Genomic DNA, 19,855 nt, shown 5'->3' on the forward strand with positions numbered 1-19,855 from the left:
CGCCGTCAGTCGTTCTTCCGTCAGCCCAGTTGCAGGATGCGACGGGCCTCGTCGGGTGTGGCGGGCGACATGTCGAGGCTCTCCAGGATCGCCACCGCGCGACGCACCAGCGGCGCATTGCCGACGGAAAGCTCGCCCTTGCGAAGGTAGAGATTGTCCTCGAGTCCCACGCGGACATGTCCGCCGAGCAGCGCCGCCTGGGCAACCATCGGAAACTGGTTGCGGCCGATCGCGAAGGCCGACCACGTGCTGCCCACCGGCAGCATCGATTTCATCTGCAACAGCGCCTCGACGGTCGCCGGCGCGCCCCACGGAATGCCCATGCAGAGCTGGAACAGCGGGTTGGCCGGCAGCTCGCCGCGGCTCACCATATCAGCGGCCTGCCAGACGTGACCGAGGTCGAATGCCTCGATCTCGGGCTTAACGCCGACCTGCCGGATCGTGGCAGCCATCGGACGCAGATGCGAGCTCAGATTGACGATCGCCGCCTCGCCGAAATTCATGGTCGCGACGTCAAGGCTGCAGATGTCGGGCTTCAGCTCGACGATGTGCTGAGTGCGGAAGTCCGGGGTGCGCGGGACCGATCCGTCCTGGCTCTTGGTCGGGTCGTCGACGCGCGGGAAGCTTCGCGCGCCCGGTCCGGTGGTCAGGTTGATCAGCATGTCTACCTTGCTGGCACGTATGCGCTCGACGACCTCGCGGTAGAGGCCAAGCTCCATCGCCGGCTCGCCGGTCTTGGGATCGCGAACGTGGATGTGCACCACCGCCGCACCTGCCTCAGCCGCCTGGATCGCATCAGCCGCGATCTGTTCCGGCGTGATCGGCACATGCTTGTATCCGGTCTCGTTCAGGCGCGCGCCACCGGTCAGCGCGCAGGTAATGATTACGCTGCGTGTCATCTCATATCCATTAATTGTGGAGGGTGCTGATCCCTCAGTTTCGGTTTTGACCCATGGGCGTTCGGGTCATGTTGCCGTAATTCTCCGCGATTGCCGCCTCAATGGCGTGCGCGGTGACCTGCAAAGGCTCGGCCAGACGCTGCGCAACTTCGCTTTCCGGCACGGCGTTGCGAAAATATCCGAGTGCCAGACAGCCGAGGACCAGGCCGTCATTGCGGATCGCGACAGAGATCGTCTCGGTGCTGGAGTGTTCACGCGATCTCACCTTTCGCGCATATCCCTGGTTGCGGATGTCATCGATCACGCGCCCGATCTGCCGCCGGCTTTCGGCGCGCTTCGAGGGGGTGATGCGCACGAGTTGGGCGTCGATCAGCGCCTCGCGCTCGTAGTCGGGGCAGAATGCAAGATAGGCACGGCCCATCGCGCTGGTGAACAGGTCCAGCCGCATGCGCAGATGGGTCATCGGCATCGCCCACGGGCTGTAGCGTGCCGTGGTGAACTGCAACCGCATGAACTGACCTTCAAGCATGCCAACCCCCACGCCCCACTTGATGCGCTGGGTCAATTCTAATGCATAGGGATGGGCGGCCTCGATGACCATGGGCGCCCCGAAGTATCCGTCGCTCAGATTTTGGACGTTCGCCGTGATGCGATAGCCGCCAAACGCCTTGTCGCGGGTCACGTAGCCGGCCGTAATAAGCGTTTCGAGCATGCGCACCACCGTCGGCTTCGCGATACCCGTGATCTTGTGCAACTCGGTGACGGTGGCGACACGCAGCATGTTGAGATGCTTGAGCACCTCCAGCGCCCGCAGAACGGATTCGACCGGCGCGTAGGAATGCGCCCCATCGCCGACGACGGCGGCACCGTTGGACGGCGTCAGGCAATCCTCTACGGGAAACATCGCGTTCATGGCCGTCTTCTCCCTTCATCGCGTCGGAGCTACTTCGAACCAAGTCCCCATCATGGAAGCGCGGCACGAACGTCAGCTCCCTCTGCTCCAGCTTCGCCCAGCGTGTTCTGCAGGGCGGCAAGCCTCCATCCCGGAGCTGCGACGACCTTACATCTCCGCATTTCAGCTATAAACCCGTAACCTGGTTTATTTCAGCCTATGAAATACGCCTTCTTCGAAGTCGGGACTGCCCGTCTCGACCAGCAGTTCGGGAAAACCATCGCGTCCCCAGTCCGCCCAGGATCCGTCATAGACCGCGACCTCGGCGATGCCAGCCTGTTCGGCCGCCAGCGCGACGATGCAAGCCGTCACGCCCGATCCACATGTCGCGATTACCGGCCTTGCGAGATCGATGCCGACGGCACTAAATGCGGCACGAAGTTCATCGACCGGTCGATAGCGTCCGTCGGCCAGAAGCAGTCCGAAAGGCAGGTTCCTCGCGCCTGGCATGTGGCCGGCGCGCAGGCTGGGTCGCGGTTCGGGATCGCGACCTTCGAAGCGGCCGGCCGAACGAGCATCCACGATCTGCGGGTTGGCCGCCCTCACCGCTGCCAGAACGTCGTCGGTTCCGGCGATGCGGGAACGGTCCGGCCGCGCAGTGAAGTTGCCGCGGAACGGGGGCAGATCGGCTCCCGATTCAAGCGGATACCCAGCGGCGATCCACGCATCGAGTCCTCCGTCGAGCACGACGACTTCGGCGTGTCCCATTGCCTTGAACATCCACCACGCCCGCGGCGCGGCGAATATGCCGGCAGTGTCGTAGATAACGACACGACTCTCGTCATTGATGCCGCAGCGGCGAACGTGCGACTGGAATTCCGCGCGCGGCGGCATCATGTGCGGCAGATCGCTGCTTCGATCGGTAACGACCCCGTCGAAGTCGAAACGGCGCGCTCCGGGAATGCGCGACGCATGGAAGTCATCCCGCGTCGAGCGCTTCTCCGAGGGCAGATACCAGCTTGCGTCGAGGATCACGTCCCGGGCCGAGCGGCTTGCGTGAAGCGCGGCCGTGTCGATGAGAGGCCAGGTCTTGTCAGTAGATGATATGCCGGAATCCATGATGTCAGTGACCCGTGAAGACAGGGGAGCGCTTCTCGAGGAAATGCCGTACGCCTTCCTGGAAATCCTCGCTTCGGAAGCTTTCGATCATTTCACGGTTCGCCTGTGTCACGACATCTTGAAGGTTCTGGAAGCGTGCATCCCAGAGCTGGCGCTTCATGACCCTGACCGAGCGGGGTGACGCCAGCGAAGCCAGCTCGCGCGCATAGTCGAGGGTTCGGGCCATCAGCTCGTCAGGCGGATAGATCCTGTCGATCAGACCCGCCGACTTCGCCTCGCCAGCATCGAACCGCCGCGCCGAAAACAGAAGGTCGGCCGTCACCCCTGGCCCCGCGGTCTGCAGCATGAGCCACGCGATGCCGTGTTCGGCAATCAGGCCGCGTCGCGAGAAGGCGGTGGAAAACACTGCCTTTTCCGAAGCGAACCGCATGTCCGATGCCAGCGCGAACACGATGCCGAGCCCGGCGGCCGCTCCGTTGATGGCGGAAATTACCGGATTCACCAACGCCGGGAAATAGATGTAACGGCTCTGGAAATCCGCCCGGATCGCAGTATCGAAGGGGCGCATCTTGGCCGGTTCGTAGATGTCTTCCGGCGCGAGGTCCTCGAGTTCTGCCATGTCCATGCCGGCGCAGAAGGCCCGTCCCTCGCCAGTCAGGACAATGACGCGCACCTGCGGGTCGGCATCGGCTTGCCTCATGGCTGCATAGAGCTCGCGCTCCATGACGGCGGTAACGCCGTTCATCCTGTCCGGACGATCCAACGAAACCGTTGCAACGCCAGCCTCAACCTGCAGCTTTACCTGTGTGAATTCCATCGCGCTCATCCCTTGCGCTGCGGTTGCTGCAGCGACCGATATTCGAGAAAATCATCAAGGCCGAAACGACCGTTTTCGCGGCCGACTCCGGACATGCCGAAGCCACCGAAGGGCGCGTCGAGGTTGAAAGGGCCGCCATTGATGTCGACCTGGCCCGCACGAATCCGCCGCGCCACGGAGAGCGAAGACGCGTCGTCGAGGCCCCATACTGCGCCGGCAAGACCGAAGGGCGTCCCGTTGGCGATCGTGACGGCCTCGTCAATGTCCCGGTAGGGGATGACGCATAGCACGGGCCCGAAGATTTCTTCCTGCGCGATGTCCGAAGCCGGATCAACGTCGGCGAAAACGGTGGGCGCGACGAAATAGCCAGCCGCGTTTCCGACTGGCTCGGCACCGCCGCAGACGAGCCGCGCACCCGATTCGATTCCCTTGCGGATGTATCGGCGCACCCGCTCCCGCTGATCGTCCGATACCAAGGGGCCCATGCGGCTATTCGGGTCCAGCGGATCACCGACCGTAATGCGCTGAACGGCCTCCGAGATGAGGGTCAAGACCTCTTCCTGCTGCGCGGCGGGAACAATGAACCGGGTCAGCGCGGAACAGGTCTGGCCAGAATTCAGGAAACAGCTCCCCACGGTGGATTTCACGGCAACGGCCACATCAGCTCCGGGCAACAGAACGGAGGCCGATTTTCCGCCGAGTTCGAGCGTCACTCTCTTGACGGCTGACAGCGCCTGAGCACCGATCTGGCGTCCGACCGCGGTGGAGCCGGTGAACGAGATCACATCCGCCTCGGGCGACGCGACAAGAGCTGCGCCGACATCGGCCCCGGCGCCGATCACCATGTTGAAAACGCCGGCGGGCAACTGCGCCGCCTCGATCGCTTCGGCTAGGAGGATTGCCGCGGACGGAGCCACTTCCGACGGCTTCAGCACGACCGTGCACCCTGCAAGCAACGCGGGCGCGACCTTGCCGGTGATCTGATGCAGCGGGTAGTTCCAAGGTGTTATGCAAATCGCGACGCCGGCCGCGACCCGTTCAACCAGCGAGTTGCCGATCGTCTCGGTCCACTGATAGTCCGCTGACGTCTTTGCGAGCCGCCGCCATGCCAGTATCGGCGCGGCGACCTGGATGCGCTCGGACAGCTTTAGCGGCATGCCGACCTCGCGGCTGACGGCAGCCGCGATTTCTGCTTGACGCGCTTCCAGTTCGTCAGCGATCCGGCCGAGGTAGCCGGCGCGAACGGAGGGATCGAGGGTCGACCACCCTGCGAAGGCGGTGCGCGCCGCCTTGCACGCGATTTCGGCTTCGGCGACGCCGGCAAGCGGCACCTCCAGCCACGGCGCGCCGGTCGCGGAGTTGGTCACCATGAACGAGGTGGGCTTGTCGGGCACCACCCATTGTCCGTTGATGAAGCAGGAACGAGCGGTCTGCATGGCAAGCCTTCGGTATTTGAGAGTTACGGGCCAGGAATGGCTGTGAACTTCGCATCTTGGCGAAGCCATCGTCGTGTTTAAACTACCTGAGGCAGTATCGGGCAGCCATGCTCTCTGTGGCGGGATTTCACGTCCTGAAACCGCAGGGCAACGGCCCTGTACATCGGTCTTACGACGCCCCCGCCTCAATCTCGGGAAGATCAAAGGCCGTAACAGGAGCCTCTCCCTCGAAGCGTTCCACTTCGATCAGACAGGTCTGGGCCGATGATCCCTGGGCGAGGCTGGATGTCCCGCGATCAAGCGTAAGGGCGTTCGGATTTCCGTGCTTTTCTAGCGGCACTTCCAGGGTTCGATCCGGGTCGTACCATGCGCCCGTGGGGAGGACGACGACACCCGGCATGACGCCGTCGTCGATGGCGGCGGCTGCAAGGCAACTCCCGCGATCGTTCCAGAGCCGGATGATGTCCCCGCTGGATATGCCGCGTCGCGACGCATCGGCCGGGTGGATGCGGGCAACCTCTCTGCCCGCCACCTTGCCATCGACGCTATAGCCGGCATGATCGAGCTGGCTGTGGAGACGACGCGAGGGTTGGTTCGAGATCATGTGAAGCGGGAACCGTGCCGCCTGCGTAGCGCCCAGCCACTCGTCCGGTTCGAGCCAGGCTGCGTGTCCCGGGCAGTCCTGATATCCGAAGCTCGCCACGGTGGCCGAGAAAAGTTCGATCTTGCCCGACGGTGTGGGCAGCGCGTGAGTTTTGGGATCGGCGCGGAAGTTGCCGAGCATCACCGGCCCTTCCGGCATATCGCCGAGATCAATGAGGCCTGTATTCCAAAACTCCTCGAATGACGGCAAGGTTAAGCCCAGCTTGTCCGCTTGGGCGACGGCCTCTGCATAGAACCAATGCAACCAGCCGGTCTCGTCCCGACCCTCGGTGAAGGCGGGGCCGACATTCATGCGCGCTGCAAGTTGGGCGAAGATGTCGTAGTCGTCCCGAGCCTGCGCATGGGGTTCCGTCACCTTCTTCATGGCAACCAGATGCCCTTCGCGCCCGGCATAGCCCAAGTCGTTGCGCTCTAGCGTGGTCGTCGCCGGCAGCACCACATCGGCCATCCGCGCGACCGGATTCCAGTACTGCTCGTGCACGATTACCGCTTCCGGCCTGGCCCATGCCGCCGCCAGCGCATTCAGGTCCTGATGGTGGTGGAACGGATTGCCACCGGCCCAATAGACCAGCTTGATGTCTGGATAGCGGTAGACGCCGCCATTGTAGTTGAACGGCTGACCGGGCTTAGAGAGAAGGTCGGCGATGCGCGCCACCGGAATGAAGTCGCTGACGGCGTTCCTGAGCTGCGGGAAGGTGGGGCCCGACATGCGCAGCTTCGAGGTGCCGACGGAGTTCACCGCTCCGTAGCCCACGCCGAAGCCGCCGCCCGGCATGCCGATCTGGCCAACCATGGCGGCGAGCGTGATCAGCGCCCAGTATGGCTGCTCCCCGTGTCGGGCGCGCTGCAGCGACCAGGCGACGTTCATCATGGTCCGGGACGAAACGATCTCGCCCGCGAGCGCCTCGATCCTGTCGGCAGCGACCCCAGTGATCCCCGCGGCCCATTCCGCATCCTTGACGACACCATCAGCGCGGCCTGCCAGATAATCGCTCACCTTGTCGAAACCGACACAATAGCGGTCGAGGAATTCCGTGTCGTGACGCCCGGACCGTAGCAGGCAGTGCATCAGGCCGAGCATGAGCGCGGTGTCTGTGTTCGGTCGGATCTGAAGCCATTCGAACGGCCCGTCGATATCGAGATCGGACCGCAGTGGTCCGATCAGGATGAAGCGCGTGCCTCCTCGTCGCATCGCCTCCAACCCTTCGCGCACGTGATGGCGCATGGCGCCGCCGGCAGTGACCTGCGCGTTTTTCAGTGGCACGCCGCCGAACCCGACGAACAGCTCGCAATGTTCAGCTAGCTCATCCCAGCTCGTATGCTGGGCCATCAACGTGTCGAGCGGCGCTACGATGTGCGGCAGCACGACATTGGCAGCCGCGTGGCTGTAGGAGTCCCGGTGGCGGACATACCCGCCGATGCAATTCAAGAACCGATGGATCTGCCCCTGCGCATGGTGGAACCGCCCTGCGCTCGACCATCCATATGATCCGCCGAAGATGGCGCTGTTGCCATGCCGGCCGATGACGCGCTCCAGTTCCGAAGCAACGAGCGCGATGGCCTCGTCCCACTCGACTTCCACGAACGGCTCCGTACCGCGCAATCGGCCTTCGTCACGCTTGCCCTCCAGGAAGCTGCGCCGGACGGCGGGGCGCTTCACGCGCAAGCGAGTAACTGCAGGCGACAATTGGTCGAGGCCGATCGGCGACGGATCGGGATCTGTCGCCGATGCCACCAACCGGGGGCCGTTCACGTCCTGCACAACTTCATAGAGGCCCCAATGGCTCAGCGTATGATGCATTGATCCGTCCTTCGTTGATGGTTCGTGTCGAAGGTTGCCCGATGATGAACGCGAAATCGATGAACCGGCGATCTGCGCCCTACTCGTCCTCGACGAAGACTTCCTTGCGGCGCTTGCGGATGAACGGAAGAAGGATCACCACGAGCAAGGCCGCTGCCACCGCGAGCAATGTGGCACTGAGCGGTCGCTGGATCAGCACGGCCACATCGCCATCGGCGAGGATCATTGCCCGGCGCAGATACTCCTCCAGAAGCGGCCCGAGCACGAAGCCCAGCAGCATCGGGGCGGGTTCGCAGTCCAGCTTCCCAAGCAGGTATCCAGCTGCGCCGAAGAACGCCATCAGATACAGGTCGAACGCCGAGTTGCTGATGCTGTAGACGCCGATCATGGAGAACCCGAGGATGGTCGGAAACAGGTAGTGTGGCCGTATCTTGAGGAGCTTCAGCCACAGACCGATGAGCGGCAGGTTCAGGATGACCAGCATCAGGTTTCCGACCCACATCGAGGCGATCACACCCCAAAAAAGTTTCGGTTGCTCGGTGATCAGATTTGGCCCCGGAATGATGCCCTGGAGAATGAGAGCACCCACCATCAGCGCCATGATCGGATTGGAAGGAATGCCCAGCGTCAGCATTGGAATGAACGATGTCTGCGCCCCCGCATTGTTGGCCGATTCGGGTCCGGCGACACCGGCCATCGCGCCATGGCCAAAGCGCTCGGGGGTGCGCGACAGCTTCTTTTCGATGGCGTACGACGTGAACGCGGACAGCAGAGCCCCACCGCCCGGAAGCACACCGAGCACCGAGCCAAGCAGTGTTCCCCGAATGACCGGCGCGGTCGCCTCTTTCAGGTCGGCGAGGCTGGGCAGGCGGTTATTGACCGGGGCCACCGTCACAGGCGCATCACTTTCGTCTTCGAGCCCGCGCAGAATCTCGCCCAGCGCGTAGATGCCCGCTCCGAACGCGACAATGGGGATGCCGTCCGCCAGGTCCAGCGTGCCGAGCGTGAAGCGCATAACGCCTGTATAGGAATCGGTGCCAACGCACCCCAGAAGAAGGCCAAGCAGGATCATTGCAAGGCCCTTGAGCACCGAACCGTGCGCCAGTGCGATAGAAGCGACGAGACCAAGAACCATCAGCGCGAAATAGTCGGCCGGGCTAAAGCTGAGCGCCAGCGAGGTGAGTGGCTTGGCAAAGATGGCGATAGCAAAAGTTGCCACAGTGCCGGCAAAAAATGAGCCGAGCGCGGCAATGGCGAGCGCGGTGCCCGCACGTCCCTGACGCGCCATCTGGTAGCCATCGATCGCTGTGACGGCCGAGGTCGCCTCACCTGGAAGATTGATCAGGATCGCAGTGGTGGAGCCGCCGTACTGCGCACCGTAGTAGATGCCGGCGAGCATGATGAGCGCTGCTTCCGGTGATACGCCGAAGGTTACGGGCAACAGAATCGCGATGGTGCCGAGCGGCCCAATCCCCGGGAGCACGCCGATGGCAGTGCCCAGGAAGCAGCCGATGAAGCAGAACAGAAGATTGTAGGGCAGTAGGGCAACGGAAAAGCCGAGGCCCAGGTTCTGGAGAAAGTCCATGATACGGCCCCTTAACCGGCTATAAGCCGGCCCCACAGAGGAAGCGGCAGATTAAGCAGATAGATGAAAATCAGCACGCAGAAGACGCTGAAGCCTGCGCTGAGCAGGATGGATTCACCGATCTTGGACCGAATGCTGGCCTGCGTCGCAAACAGGACCGACAGAAAGACGGCAATGATCAGGCCCAGCGGATCGATGCTGAGGGCAAAGACGATTGGCGCACCGAGGACCATCGCCACTGCCCTGAAGGGGGCCACCTTGAGCGGCTCCTTTTGCGCGCTCGACTGGCCAAACACGACGGCCAGAATGCTGATCGCGCACAGGCTGATCGACAGCAAGAGCGGAAAGAAGCCCGGCCCCATGTTGGCAGGCGTACCGATCGACAGTTTCCTCAAAGTCTCGAACGCCATCAACGCGCTGAAGCCGACAAACACCAATCCAAAGACTGTGTTTCGGCGGTCTGGCCTGTAGGTAGTTAACATATTCTCCTCCGTGCTTTTCGATCGCCACCTGAGTCGATCCAGCGACGATTGGCAACGCCATCAATTGTTGGGACCGGAGGCGCGGCTCAGGGTCCCGCGGCGGTTGCCGGACGTCGGCGAACCACGACTCTGAAGGAAACCGTCACCACTTGACGCCTACTCCGACAACCCGCCGGGCAGGCGCTACATGGTGATAGGGATCACTGGTTCTTGATCTCGTACTTGGCGATCAGCTCGCGCCATTTGGCCTCCTCGGCGACGACGACAGCGCGGAATTCCTCAGGGGTGGTCGGATTGACCTGCTGACCGATCTTGGCAAAGGCCTGCTTTGCTTCATCGGTATTCAGGTAGTTCACCACGGCCTTGTTCATTCGCTCGATCACCGACGTCGGCGTGCCCTTGGGTGCCATCAAGCCGGCCCAAGGCTGGGCGACGAGATTGATGCCGCTTTCCTTGAACGTCGGGACGTCTGGGAGACCGGCGGCACGTTCGGCCGAGACGATGGCGAGCGGACGCATGGTTCCCGCTTCGATTTGCTTCATGTAGTTGTTGTTCAAGAAGTCCATCGACATGTCGAGGCTGCCCGACAGCATGTCGGTCACCACTTCGGAATTGCCCTTATACGGCACCATCTTCATTTTGATTCCGGCGAGATCGGAGAATGCGAGCTCCACCATGTGGCCGTAGGTTCCGATGCCGCTGTTGGAGACGCTGAGCTTTCCAGGGTTTGCCTTGGCGTAATCGATCATGCCCTTGAAGTCCTCGAAGGGCAGATCGGTGCGAGCAAAGATGACCATCGTCGCTTTGGAGATGCCGGAAACGTATTCGAAATCCTCGAGCGGCTTGTAAGGAAGGTCGGCGAAGGTATTCGTGAAGTTAGCCGCCGGGCCGGGATAGGCGAACACGAACGTGTAGCCGTCCGCGGGCTGCCGCGCGGCATAGCCGGTACCGATCGCACCGCCGGCACCAGGGCGGTTGTCTATCAGTATCTTCTGACCGATCTCCTTTTCCACCGCGCCCATCACGAGGCGGGCGATATAGTCAGAACCGGCCGCAAACGGGAAGATCGCGGTGATCGGCTTGCGGGCCGGCCAGTCTTCCGCAGAGGCCTTAACAGGCAGGCCCAGCGTCCCGGCAAGCAGCAAGGCGCCTAGAGATAGCGTCGAAACGAGTTTGCGCATGAATTTCCTCCCAATCGAGGTGGCGGGCACTGTTGCCGCTTCTTTATAGCCACCGTCGCGAGTGAGCTTACAGGCGGAAGGGCTGCGTCAATACGGCTATATCGAACCAGTTCCAGCCCGTGAAATCGATTGCTCGGCCTGACCCTATAAGGCGAGCTGGTTTCAACCTCAGAAACCCGCCCGCATACACCGTTCACTCCACCGCACATTCGTGGATAATTTGCTTCACCGACGTGGAGGAGAAGCGAACTTGGCGAAATCTCATGATGGATCGGACAGGTTTCGGTCGCGATTCCTGCGCGGCGAGCGGCTGATCGGCGCGTTCATCAAGACCCCAACCAGCCACGCGACGGAGATTCTCGGCCTCGTCGGCTTCGACTTCGTCGTGATCGACGCCGAACACGCCCCGTTCGACCGCATCGCCACAGACCAGGTTCTGCTGGCCTGCAGAGCCTTCGATATTGCGGGCGTGGTGCGGGTCTCCGAGGCAACGCCAGCGCAGATACTTTCGGCGCTCGACAGTGGCGCGGAAGCGGTGCTAGTGCCGCATGTCGACAGCGCGGCGAAGGCCGCTGCGGTCGTCTCTGCCGGGCGCTATCGCCAAGGCGCCCGCGGCTTCTCCAACAGCCCGCGCGCCGGCGAGTATGGCGGGCGAAACATGGCTGATCACATCCAACGGTCCGACGCCGGCGTCGCGCTTATCGCGATGATAGAGGATGTGGCCGCTATCGACCTCCTTGACGAGATTCTGGCGGTCGACGGCATCGACGGTATTTTCATCGGGCGTGGCGATCTTGCCGTCGCCATGCGCGCCGACTCCCCGAATGCCGACGAGGTCAGCGCAGCGGTGGAGAAGACCACCGCCGCCGCTCGCCGCGCCGGCAAACCGATCATGGTGATGGTTGGCGCGGCCTCCGACTCCACGCGTTTCGCGACTCAAGGCGCAACCGCCTTCATCGTTTCTTCCGATCAGGGACTGATGCGGCAGGCCGCGACGAAGGTCCTCAAGGACTTCGCCGAACTTTAGAATCCGACGCCGCGCAGGCAGGAGATAGAGATGTACGCAAAAGACGATCCCCGCTCGGCGCTGGCTGCTGCCACGCCCGGTCCGCCCGCGACGGCTGCCACCGGCTACGCTCGGGCGGAATATGCCAAGTTCTACGAGACCGATCCGCAGGAAATCCGCGATGGTGGGCGGACTTGGTACGCGCGTGGCCAGAATTTCCTTGTCGCCTATACGGAAGTCGATGGCGAGATTACCTGGGAGCGCTTGGACCAGCCTGACGAATATGTCGTCCTGCTGCCGGAGGACGGCCTGACGGTGGTGCTGTCAGAGCCCGGCACTTCGGTCACCACCGACAAGGCATCCGTGATCGTGATGCCTCCGGGGAAAAGCTCGGTCACCGCTCAGGGCAAGGGCAGGCTTGTGCGCCTGTTCACGACCCAGTCGTCCGATTTGGCGGCATTGTGCTCCAACGCGGGTGCATATGCGCAGCCGCACCCGAACCTGCCACCTTTCCGGCCTTGGCCGGAACCGCCGGCTGGCTGGGCCATCCGTTGCTATCCGCTTGATGTCCCGCCCGTTCCGGGCCGCTTCGGAACGATCTACAGATGCACCACGTTCATGGTGAACGCGTTCGAGATCAAGCCGCCGCGCGACCCCAAAAACCTGTCGCCGCACTTCCACGACGATTTCGAACAGTGCTCGCTGGCGCTTGACGGCTCGTACATCCACCACATCCGGTTTCCCTGGATCACCGACTCAACGCAGTGGCTGCCGGATGATCATGAGGTTTGCGCAGCGCCTTCGGTGGCAATCATTCCGCCGCCCAGCCTTCACACATCGCAGGGTATCGACTCTGCTGGCAACCGTCTCGTCGACATCTTCTCGCCGCCGCGCCTCGATTTCTCGCTGAAGCCGGGTTGGGTGATCAACGAAGACGAATACCCGATGGGCTGAGCCGGCGGCTCAACCTTTGCCAGCATGGGATACAGAACATGACGACCGATCAGAGCGATATCGACATCAAGAAGAGCTTCGGCGCCGAGCGGGACGCCAAAATCGATGGCTTGCTGAAGGGCGCGGTGGATCTGCACTGCCACAGTGGCCCCGCGGCGATGCCGCGCATCCTCGACCATCACGAGGCGACCGTGGACGCCGAGGAGGCTGGCTTCCGTGCGCTGGTGTTCAAGGATCACTACTATGTCGGCATGTCGCATTGCGCCATGATCGAGAAACTGATGCCAGGCTTGCAGGTGAAGCTCTATTCCGGCGTCGCGTTGAACAATCCGAGCGGCGGCATTAACCCGCACGCGGTCGATCATGCCATCAAAACTGGCGGCCAGATCGTCTGGATGCCGACGCTGGCGGCAAGGAACCACATCGATCAAAGCGCCAAGGCGACCAAGAACTTTCCCGCCTCCAAGAAACCGATGCTGAAGGCGGAGCCCCTCACCGTTCTGGACGAATCGGGCAAGCTCACTGATGCGACCCTGAAAATCCTCGACCTCATTGCGGAGGCAGACATCATCCTGGCCGGCGGGCATCTGCACGTCAGCGAGCAGGGCATCCTGTTCGATGAAGCCATCCGGCGGGGCGTCAAGAAGATGCTCGTCAACCACCCCACCTATGTTGTGGAATATTCCGACGAAGACATCCGCAGCTTCGCGGCAATGGGCGTGCACATGGAACACTCCATCTGCATGTTCGTCGAGGGGCGCGGCTACAAGCATGACGGCGCGCGGCTCAAGCAGCTGATCGAGTTGGCCGGCCTCGACAAGACGCTGCTTTGCTCCGATCTTGGCCTGACCGGATCGCCCCGTCCTGTCGAGGGCTATCGCCGCATCGTGAACACCCTGATCGAACAGGGATTCGATGACGACCAGATACGCGCCCTGACCGGCGGCAACGCCATCAAACTGCTGCCTGCAGATGGCTGACACCTCGGCCCAAGTGACGCCCTTCGAAACCAACGGCGAAACCCACCTGATCGAACGGCTGGCCGCAATTGTCGGCGCTGGTCATGTGGTGACGCGCGAGACGGACCTGGCAGCACAGACGGCCAACGTTCTGCACGGCGTCAACGAGCTTCCGCTCTGCCTCGTCTTTCCCGCCGATGTGAGCGAAGTCTCCGCGGTTGTACGTGCCTGCGCGGACGCCGGTATGCCCATGGTACCGCTGGGCGGCAACACTGGCCTGTCCGGCGGCACCCGGGCCTGGCCGACTGAGCGGTGCGTCATGATCGGGCTCAGGCGAATGAACCGCATCCTCGACGTCTCGTCCGAAGGCGGGACAATGACGGTCCAGGCGGGCTGCATTCTCGCCGACGTGCAGGCCGAGGCGCTCCGCCACGACAGGCTGTTCCCGCTGAGCCTCGGAGCCGAGGGGAGCTGCCAGATCGGCGGCAACATAGCGACCAATGCGGGCGGGGTGAACGCATTGCGCTACGGCGTGATGCGCGACCTCGTCTTCGGCCTTGAGGTCGTACTGCCGGACGGCAGCGTGCTCGACCTCAACCGCAGCCTTCGCAAGGACAATGCCGGCTACGACCTGAAGCACATCTTCATCGGGTCCGGCGGGACGCTCGGCATCATCACCGCCGCTGTACTTCGCCTCTTTCCCAAGCAGCGCGCGCAGGTGACGGCCATGACCGTGCTTCGCGACGCCGAGGCCGCGATCGAGATGCTCGGACGGCTGTCGTCGCGTTTTGGCGAGTCGCTGACCAGCCTCGAACTGATCGACGCCCTGACCGTCCAGCTGGTGAAGCGGCATTTGCCAAGCATTGCCGTGCCGTATGCGACGGAAGCCGACTGGCACCTGCTGATCGAGCTCTGCGGCAAGGATGAAACTGAGCTGGCCGCAGGACTGGAGGAGCTCCTCGGCGGAGCGCTCGAGGACGGCGTCATCGCCGACGCGTCCATCGCGACAAGCATCGCACAGTCGAAGAACATTTGGGCGCTGCGCCACGCCACGGCCGAAGTTGCCAAGCAGTTGGGCCCCCGGTTCGCCAACGACGCGTCGGTTCCGGTCGCAGCGCAGCCCGCTTTCCTTACAGAGCTGCGCCGACGCGTCGCGGTGTGGCCCGACGCTTTGTTGTCCGTCTACGGCCACGTGGGCGACGGCAACCTGCATGTGCTGGTCGGTTTCCCCAACCGATCCGCTGACGATCCGGCAATTCCGGAGCTGCGCCGCGCGGTCGAGGAGGCCGTAACCGCCACGATCGTTGCCTTCAAAGGCAGTGTCACCGCGGAGCACGGCATCGGCTTCAACTATCTTCAGAAGCTAATCGACAGCCGGGACGCAGCAGAGATCGCGGTAATGCAGCAACTTCGACGCAGCATCGATCCGCGAAGCCTGATGAACCCTGGCAAAGTCGTTCCGACATAGATTGCGCGGTTGCCACGACCGCGATCCGGGCCGGAGTGTCAGGGTCTGGACCCTAATGTATCAGGTTAGATGTCAATTTTTCAGAAAGAGAACGCTGGTCCAAGGGCCGATGTGAGGCGAAGCACATGTGTTGCAGGAGGGACCAATCATCCTGCCGAGCGTTCAATAGTTCTTCCTCCGGTGTCTGCTCGCCTAGGAAATGAGCGAGTGCAGCTTTCCTGGAGTCCCAATCCAGCGTGATGACAGTGTGGGTGAAAGCGACGCCGTGCAGCTTCTACCCTCCCCGCGGCCGCAAGCAGCCGCTCTTCGAAATCCCAACAGCATTCACGGTCTTGTTAGTGTACCTGGCGCCAACGGCTTAATCTATTCCGCCAGCCGAATGCCCTTACCGAAAGGTAAGCGGTCGCCAAAAACAATAGCCTTTCATGGCCAACGTGACCTGATGATCGTCCTCGCATCGTTGCTGTCGTTTGTCAGGCTGTTGCAGCCCCGGCGCGCTCCGACAGCAGTTTCCCGGCGATGTCTATCGCCTCCTCACGAGACGAGGCCAGCCTCATCGGATAGCCCCAGAATTTAGCAAAAGCTATACCGAAAGGTTTGAATGCCAAGCGTTTGGTGGCGCTCGGCTCAATCACGATCAACGCCAGCACAAGCGTCCGCAGCTCGACTTTGTGCTTCTTCATCCACAGCGAGGTGCGCTTCTTTTCTTCCTGGCTGTGTTCGTGGCCTTCGGTCGGAGCGGAATCCGTCAAGAGCACGAACGGTGCGCCGCGCTTCAGATTTGCCTCGAGCGCAGCGAAGTCCTCGTCGTGGTCGTGATCGGGACCTTCGTCATAACTCACCCAGACGAGCGGGAAATTCGTGCTGTCCAAAGGCATGTCTTGTCTCCTTGCCGGGATGGATGCTTTCAATGTGAGCGGATGTGCCGCCACGTCATGACCAGCGCGCACGCGCCCGGAAGCGTGACTGCGAGCAGTTCCAAGGCAACGAGATGGCTGCCGTCGCGCAAGCCATCCAATACGCCGGCAAGCGTGCTCATGGTGAAAAGGAGACCACCAAGGACGAGCATCGCCCAGTCGGTCAAGCGTCTTTCGGAAAGCGCCAGCATTGGCGGGACGACCCAGGCACCGTAAAAGATAGAGACCCCCCACAGGGCGGCCGGGCCGAAGGTAATGGCCTGCATCGTCGCGCCGCTTCTGACGTAGTCGTTCAGAAAAGAGAAGCACTGGATTGTGACGAAGATCGCGGCTCCGACCGCTGGGACCAGCCACGCAATTGCCAGTTTAACTGGCTTCTGTTCGATCACTTCAACACCCCTATCTGAATTTGCTCGCTAGGGCAGTCATGCGCTGCCCTTATGAAGAGGAGCGCGATCATGATCGCCGCATTTCCCTTCTGTTTGAAAGCAATAAGTCAGTCGGCGGGAAGCGTCATTGCGCAATCATGACATTATATTTTTCGATCCCGCCGAGATGAAACTCATGCCGCAGATATCAAGAGACGCGCTCCTCAGCCAGACTGTAGGTTTGATCCATGAGGTATCGCGCTGGGGGTTTTCCCAGTGTCTTTCGAAACATTGTCACAAAACTGCTTGCACTCTCATATCCCAGATCTATCGCGACATTTTGAACGGTTTCACCGTCACCAAGTCGTTGAAGGGCCAGGACAACATGCAACTGGCGTCGCCAGCGGCCAAAGCTCATCCCGGTATCAACGAGAAGCGACCGGCTCAAGGTGCGTTCACTCAATCCGATTCTGGCCGCCCATTGGGCCAAGGTCGCCTTGTCCATCGGGTGTTTGAGAAGCAGCTCTGCAAGCTGCCGAAGAGGAGCAGATTTAGGCATAGGAAATGAGAGCTTCACTTCCTGTGCCGCATCAAGCTCATCCAACAGGACAGCCAAGATGCGAAAATCCGCGTCGAAGAATGGCGCATCGACAGGCGATTGCGCGCAGCGGAGAACCAATTCCCGAAAGAGCGGCGAAACGTAAAGAGTTGCACATGACTTTGGCTGCCTGGTGATCAATTCGGGTTCGATGAAGACAGCGTAACACTCGATATTACCTGACATGCGCCCGGAATGGGCTTTCCCTGCTGGCATCCATAGCGCAGAATGGGGCGGAACGATCCACACACCATCGTCTGCTTCGCAGGTCACCATGCCCCTAAGGTTAAGAACAAGCGAAGCCTTCCTGTGCGCGTGTTGCTCTTTCTCCCAGTAGGAAATGGCCTTCTTCGCACCCACAGCGACAAGAGGTTTCTCCACCCTGTCAGGATCAAATTCGGTCTCGAATTCCTCCAAGATAGGCATTGAAAAACCTCCACCATCTTCAGCCAGTGTTGGCGAAGGCCCAAACGTCGTCCAAACACTCTATACCGTAGCCAGTATTAGAAGGACTTTGAAATCCCGACCCCCAATACGCGACCTTGGCTGACGGAAACAACTTGGCGTCCGAAGGACCCGGCGGCGCCGAACTTTTCATAACGTTCGTCAAGCAGGTTGCGTCCGAAACCGTAAATTTCAAAATCCCCGCCATCGTTTTTCCAGCCGATCCGGGCATTGACGATGTGATATGCGTCAAGGTCGAATGTGGACTGCACATCAGCGGGGCGAGAGCTTCTGTACTGATAATCGATGGCGGCATTGAAGGAGCCTGGCAAGCCCGCCATCTCAGCATCCGTTTCGTAAGCCAAGCCCACCGAGACACTCCATTCCGGAATATTGGGAACTCGGTTTCCTTCAAAAAGTGAACTTGCTCCGTCCGAGCCGAGCCGAGTATGTGTATATCCCAAGCCCGCGTTAAAGCTTAATTCGTCCGTCATTGCAGCGCGCGCCTGCAGTTCGAACCCCGACGTCTCATAACTCTGGAAAGTCGTGGCGAAGCCGCCAATGCCAGGATCAAAATAACTCAGGACGCCGTTCTTCACGTCGTTATGAAAGACACTCCCGTCCAATTCGAGACGGTCATCGAAAAGTGCAACCTTGGTGCCAAGTTCATAAGTCCAGTTTTCAGCAGCCGGGTAAGCGTCGGCGACAATACCGTTATTCGGATATGAAAACAGCGGATAGATTTTCGTTCCATGCCCACGCGCGATGGAGACATAGGTCTCCGCGGTTTCACTCCATTTGTAAGCGAGCGCGGCGCGTCCCGTGAGATAGGTTCCATCAGCATCGCTGTTGCCTATGAGGCTGGGAACCCGAAGATCGTTGGTCTTTTTCACCTTGATGTCGTCGTGGCCCAGACGCCCTCCAAATGACACTTCCCATTTCTCGCCAAGCGGGACAGACGCGTCACCGAACAGGCCAAGATTCCAAGCACGAAGATTGGTGTTCATGGTGACGAGACCGGAATATGGGAACGGTGCGCATTGAGGAGCCGTGCAACTATGGTCAAGGTCCGAATAATTGAGGCTCGCTCCCACGACCCACCTGATATCGTCCTCTTCAAGGGAGTTCAGTCGGATCTCCTGGCTGAAGGATTTTTCCTTGTCGACACCGAGCCAAACATTGCTCCCCACGAGCGGGAAAAACGACGGAATGAGGATATCATTTGCTTCAGTCCGGGACTTTATCTTGTTGTTCTGAAAGGCCGTAATGGATGTGAGGGAAAAGTTCTCGAACTCGTGCTTGATATTCAGTCCGACATCGGCATGTGTCGTAACATAGTCAGGTTCTGTCACGACACCGCTGATCGGGAACCCCGGCGCCCCACGAAGGAGTGAAAATGGGGCGTTTGAATTGTCACGAAGATAATTTCCCGTCAGCGTAATCGTCGTGTCATCGAGGCCATTGAATTGCAGGCCTCCGCGAAAGGCGCCGATTTTTCTTGCGCCGAGATCGTCGGTGAACAGGCTATCGATATCCCCGTCGAAATGATTAAAGCGAATTGCCATCCGCCCGTTCAAAGCGTCGGGAATCAGGACGCCGCCGAGTGTGGCTTCGCCCATGGCATAGCCATGTTCGCCGTATTCGGTTGTGATTTTAACCTCGTGTTCTCCATCTGGCTGTTTGGTAGTCACATTGATTGCTCCGCCTAGCGCATTCGTACCCCAAAGGGTTCCTTGCGGTCCGCGAAGAACTTCCACATGATCGATGTCGAAGAGCATATTCTGAGAGCTCATCATGCTCTGGGGTATGCCATCAACCGTGAATCCGATTGTGCCATCGGAAAAATTGTTCGGCACGCCCAGGGAACTGATGCCGCGGATCGAAAAGAACTGTCGTGCTACGGTTGAATTCTGCCACACGACGTTTGGAGACGTTGCTGCGATTGCTCCGCTTGAATCGAGCGCATTATTTTCAATGTCTTGCTGCCTTACGACGGTTATGCTCTGAGGCACCTGCCTTATTTGTTCTTCTGTCTTTCGGGCAGTAATGACGATCGGCTCAAGGACAATCGCTTCCTGGACATTTGCACGAACGGCAGACGTGGCTACAATCGCAAGCAACGATACACGGGCAAGGCATTTCATTTTATGATAAATTTGGAGTCTGTTTTGTCCGATTTGCTGACTATCTGGATTGCTGCTGCTCATGCCCTATCGCCCCGATTAACTTGACTATTTAGGTCTTCTAATCGGCTTCATGATCACGA

Annotated in this window: 17 protein-coding genes; 4 read left to right on the forward strand and 13 right to left on the reverse strand. The window is 60.7% G+C overall.

Translation table 11 applies throughout. The features are described from left to right. Positions 1–20 precede the first annotated feature (20 nt). From ICI42_RS20710 to ICI42_RS20750, 9 genes are all read right to left on the reverse strand, one after another. Positions 21–899: a BKACE family enzyme gene (locus tag ICI42_RS20710; protein ID WP_188166516.1), complete on the reverse strand. Its 879-nt coding sequence runs from the start codon at positions 897–899 to the stop codon at positions 21–23. A 34-nt stretch (positions 900–933) separates the two neighbouring features. Continuing rightward, positions 934–1,812: a helix-turn-helix domain-containing protein gene (locus tag ICI42_RS20715; RefSeq protein WP_188166517.1), complete on the reverse strand. Its 879-nt coding sequence runs from the start codon at positions 1,810–1,812 to the stop codon at positions 934–936. A gap of 186 nt (positions 1,813–1,998) precedes the next feature. Further along, on the reverse strand, positions 1,999–2,910 hold the full coding sequence (sseA, locus tag ICI42_RS20720) for a 3-mercaptopyruvate sulfurtransferase (RefSeq protein ID WP_188166518.1): 912 nt from the start codon (positions 2,908–2,910) through the stop codon (positions 1,999–2,001). A gap of 4 nt (positions 2,911–2,914) precedes the next feature. Further along, positions 2,915–3,727: an enoyl-CoA hydratase gene (locus ICI42_RS20725; protein WP_188166519.1), complete on the reverse strand. Its 813-nt coding sequence runs from the start codon at positions 3,725–3,727 to the stop codon at positions 2,915–2,917. A gap of 5 nt (positions 3,728–3,732) precedes the next feature. After that, entirely contained in the window at positions 3,733–5,163 is a 1,431-nt protein-coding gene (locus tag ICI42_RS20730; protein ID WP_188166520.1) for an aldehyde dehydrogenase family protein, read from the reverse strand. 169 nt (positions 5,164–5,332) lie between these two features. After that, positions 5,333–7,627 carry a molybdopterin-dependent oxidoreductase gene (locus ICI42_RS20735; RefSeq protein ID WP_188166521.1) on the reverse strand — a complete coding sequence of 765 codons (2,295 nt, stop codon included), beginning with the start codon at positions 7,625–7,627 and terminating at the stop codon, positions 5,333–5,335. Positions 7,628–7,706: 79 nt separating this feature from the next. Further along, positions 7,707–9,212, reverse strand: a complete 1,506-nt coding sequence (locus tag ICI42_RS20740; RefSeq protein WP_188166522.1) for a tripartite tricarboxylate transporter permease — start codon at positions 9,210–9,212, stop codon at positions 7,707–7,709. 11 nt (positions 9,213–9,223) lie between these two features. Further along, complete coding sequence (locus ICI42_RS20745; RefSeq protein WP_188166523.1) at positions 9,224–9,694, reverse strand: tripartite tricarboxylate transporter TctB family protein; 471 nt, start codon at positions 9,692–9,694, stop codon at positions 9,224–9,226. Between the two features lie 200 nt (positions 9,695–9,894). Continuing rightward, a complete protein-coding gene (locus ICI42_RS20750) occupies positions 9,895–10,875 on the reverse strand; it encodes a Bug family tripartite tricarboxylate transporter substrate binding protein (protein ID WP_188166524.1) in 981 nt (326 codons plus the stop codon). A 250-nt stretch (positions 10,876–11,125) separates the two neighbouring features. Here ICI42_RS20750 and ICI42_RS20755 point away from each other — a divergent pair, with 250 nt between their 5' ends. From ICI42_RS20755 to ICI42_RS20770, 4 genes are read left to right on the forward strand one after another with little or no spacing between them, the layout of a single operon-like run. Next, positions 11,126–11,902 carry an HpcH/HpaI aldolase family protein gene (locus ICI42_RS20755; RefSeq protein WP_188166525.1) on the forward strand — a complete coding sequence of 259 codons (777 nt, stop codon included), beginning with the start codon at positions 11,126–11,128 and terminating at the stop codon, positions 11,900–11,902. Positions 11,903–11,932: 30 nt separating this feature from the next. Then, positions 11,933–12,835: a cupin domain-containing protein gene (locus ICI42_RS20760; protein WP_188166526.1), complete on the forward strand. Its 903-nt coding sequence runs from the start codon at positions 11,933–11,935 to the stop codon at positions 12,833–12,835. Between the two features lie 38 nt (positions 12,836–12,873). Beyond that, positions 12,874–13,815 (forward strand): DUF6282 family protein, encoded by a 942-nt coding sequence (locus ICI42_RS20765; protein WP_188166588.1) that lies wholly within the window; start codon positions 12,874–12,876, stop codon positions 13,813–13,815. Then, on the forward strand, positions 13,808–15,262 hold the full coding sequence (locus ICI42_RS20770; RefSeq protein WP_188166527.1) for an FAD-binding oxidoreductase: 1,455 nt from the start codon (positions 13,808–13,810) through the stop codon (positions 15,260–15,262). The genes ICI42_RS20765 and ICI42_RS20770 overlap by 8 nt, the downstream gene beginning before the upstream one ends. Before the next feature lie 473 nt (positions 15,263–15,735). Here the strand turns inward: ICI42_RS20770 and ICI42_RS20775 are convergent, their stop codons facing one another. The 4 genes from ICI42_RS20775 to ICI42_RS20790 form a co-directional block, all read right to left on the reverse strand. Continuing rightward, a complete protein-coding gene (locus ICI42_RS20775; RefSeq protein ID WP_188166589.1) occupies positions 15,736–16,140 on the reverse strand; it encodes a hypothetical protein in 405 nt (134 codons plus the stop codon). A gap of 29 nt (positions 16,141–16,169) precedes the next feature. Then, on the reverse strand, positions 16,170–16,568 hold the full coding sequence (locus tag ICI42_RS20780) for a hypothetical protein (RefSeq protein ID WP_188166528.1): 399 nt from the start codon (positions 16,566–16,568) through the stop codon (positions 16,170–16,172). Positions 16,569–16,755: 187 nt separating this feature from the next. After that, complete coding sequence (locus ICI42_RS20785) at positions 16,756–17,571, reverse strand: AraC family transcriptional regulator (RefSeq protein WP_188166529.1); 816 nt, start codon at positions 17,569–17,571, stop codon at positions 16,756–16,758. Between the two features lie 77 nt (positions 17,572–17,648). Next, a complete protein-coding gene (locus ICI42_RS20790) occupies positions 17,649–19,796 on the reverse strand; it encodes a TonB-dependent receptor (RefSeq protein ID WP_188166530.1) in 2,148 nt (715 codons plus the stop codon). Positions 19,797–19,855: the final 59 nt, after the last annotated feature.

Source organism: Oryzicola mucosus (assembly GCF_014534685.1).
GTDB classification, from domain to species: Bacteria; Pseudomonadota; Alphaproteobacteria; order Rhizobiales; family Rhizobiaceae; genus Oryzicola; species Oryzicola mucosus.

Bases quoted from the DNA above. Each gene is read 5' to 3' on its own strand.
- ICI42_RS20775 (WP_188166589.1), bottom strand. From the start codon at position 16,140: ATGCCTTTGGACAGCACGAATTTCCCGCTCGTCTGGGTGAGTTATGAC.
- ICI42_RS20770 (WP_188166527.1), top strand. From the start codon at position 13,808: ATGGCTGACACCTCGGCCCAAGTGACGCCCTTCGAAACCAACGGCGAA.
- sseA (WP_188166518.1), bottom strand. From the start codon at position 2,910: ATGGATTCCGGCATATCATCTACTGACAAGACCTGGCCTCTCATCGAC.
- ICI42_RS20725 (WP_188166519.1), bottom strand. From the start codon at position 3,727: ATGGAATTCACACAGGTAAAGCTGCAGGTTGAGGCTGGCGTTGCAACG.
- ICI42_RS20710 (WP_188166516.1), bottom strand. From the start codon at position 899: ATGACACGCAGCGTAATCATTACCTGCGCGCTGACCGGTGGCGCGCGC.
- ICI42_RS20730 (WP_188166520.1), bottom strand. From the start codon at position 5,163: ATGCAGACCGCTCGTTCCTGCTTCATCAACGGACAATGGGTGGTGCCC.
- ICI42_RS20760 (WP_188166526.1), top strand. From the start codon at position 11,933: ATGTACGCAAAAGACGATCCCCGCTCGGCGCTGGCTGCTGCCACGCCC.
- ICI42_RS20790 (WP_188166530.1), bottom strand. From the start codon at position 19,796: ATGAGCAGCAGCAATCCAGATAGTCAGCAAATCGGACAAAACAGACTC.
- ICI42_RS20765 (WP_188166588.1), top strand. From the start codon at position 12,874: ATGACGACCGATCAGAGCGATATCGACATCAAGAAGAGCTTCGGCGCC.
- ICI42_RS20740 (WP_188166522.1), bottom strand. From the start codon at position 9,212: ATGGACTTTCTCCAGAACCTGGGCCTCGGCTTTTCCGTTGCCCTACTG.
- ICI42_RS20715 (WP_188166517.1), bottom strand. From the start codon at position 1,812: ATGAACGCGATGTTTCCCGTAGAGGATTGCCTGACGCCGTCCAACGGT.
- ICI42_RS20785 (WP_188166529.1), bottom strand. From the start codon at position 17,571: ATGCCTATCTTGGAGGAATTCGAGACCGAATTTGATCCTGACAGGGTG.
- ICI42_RS20745 (WP_188166523.1), bottom strand. From the start codon at position 9,694: ATGTTAACTACCTACAGGCCAGACCGCCGAAACACAGTCTTTGGATTG.
- ICI42_RS20750 (WP_188166524.1), bottom strand. From the start codon at position 10,875: ATGCGCAAACTCGTTTCGACGCTATCTCTAGGCGCCTTGCTGCTTGCC.
- ICI42_RS20735 (WP_188166521.1), bottom strand. From the start codon at position 7,627: ATGCATCATACGCTGAGCCATTGGGGCCTCTATGAAGTTGTGCAGGAC.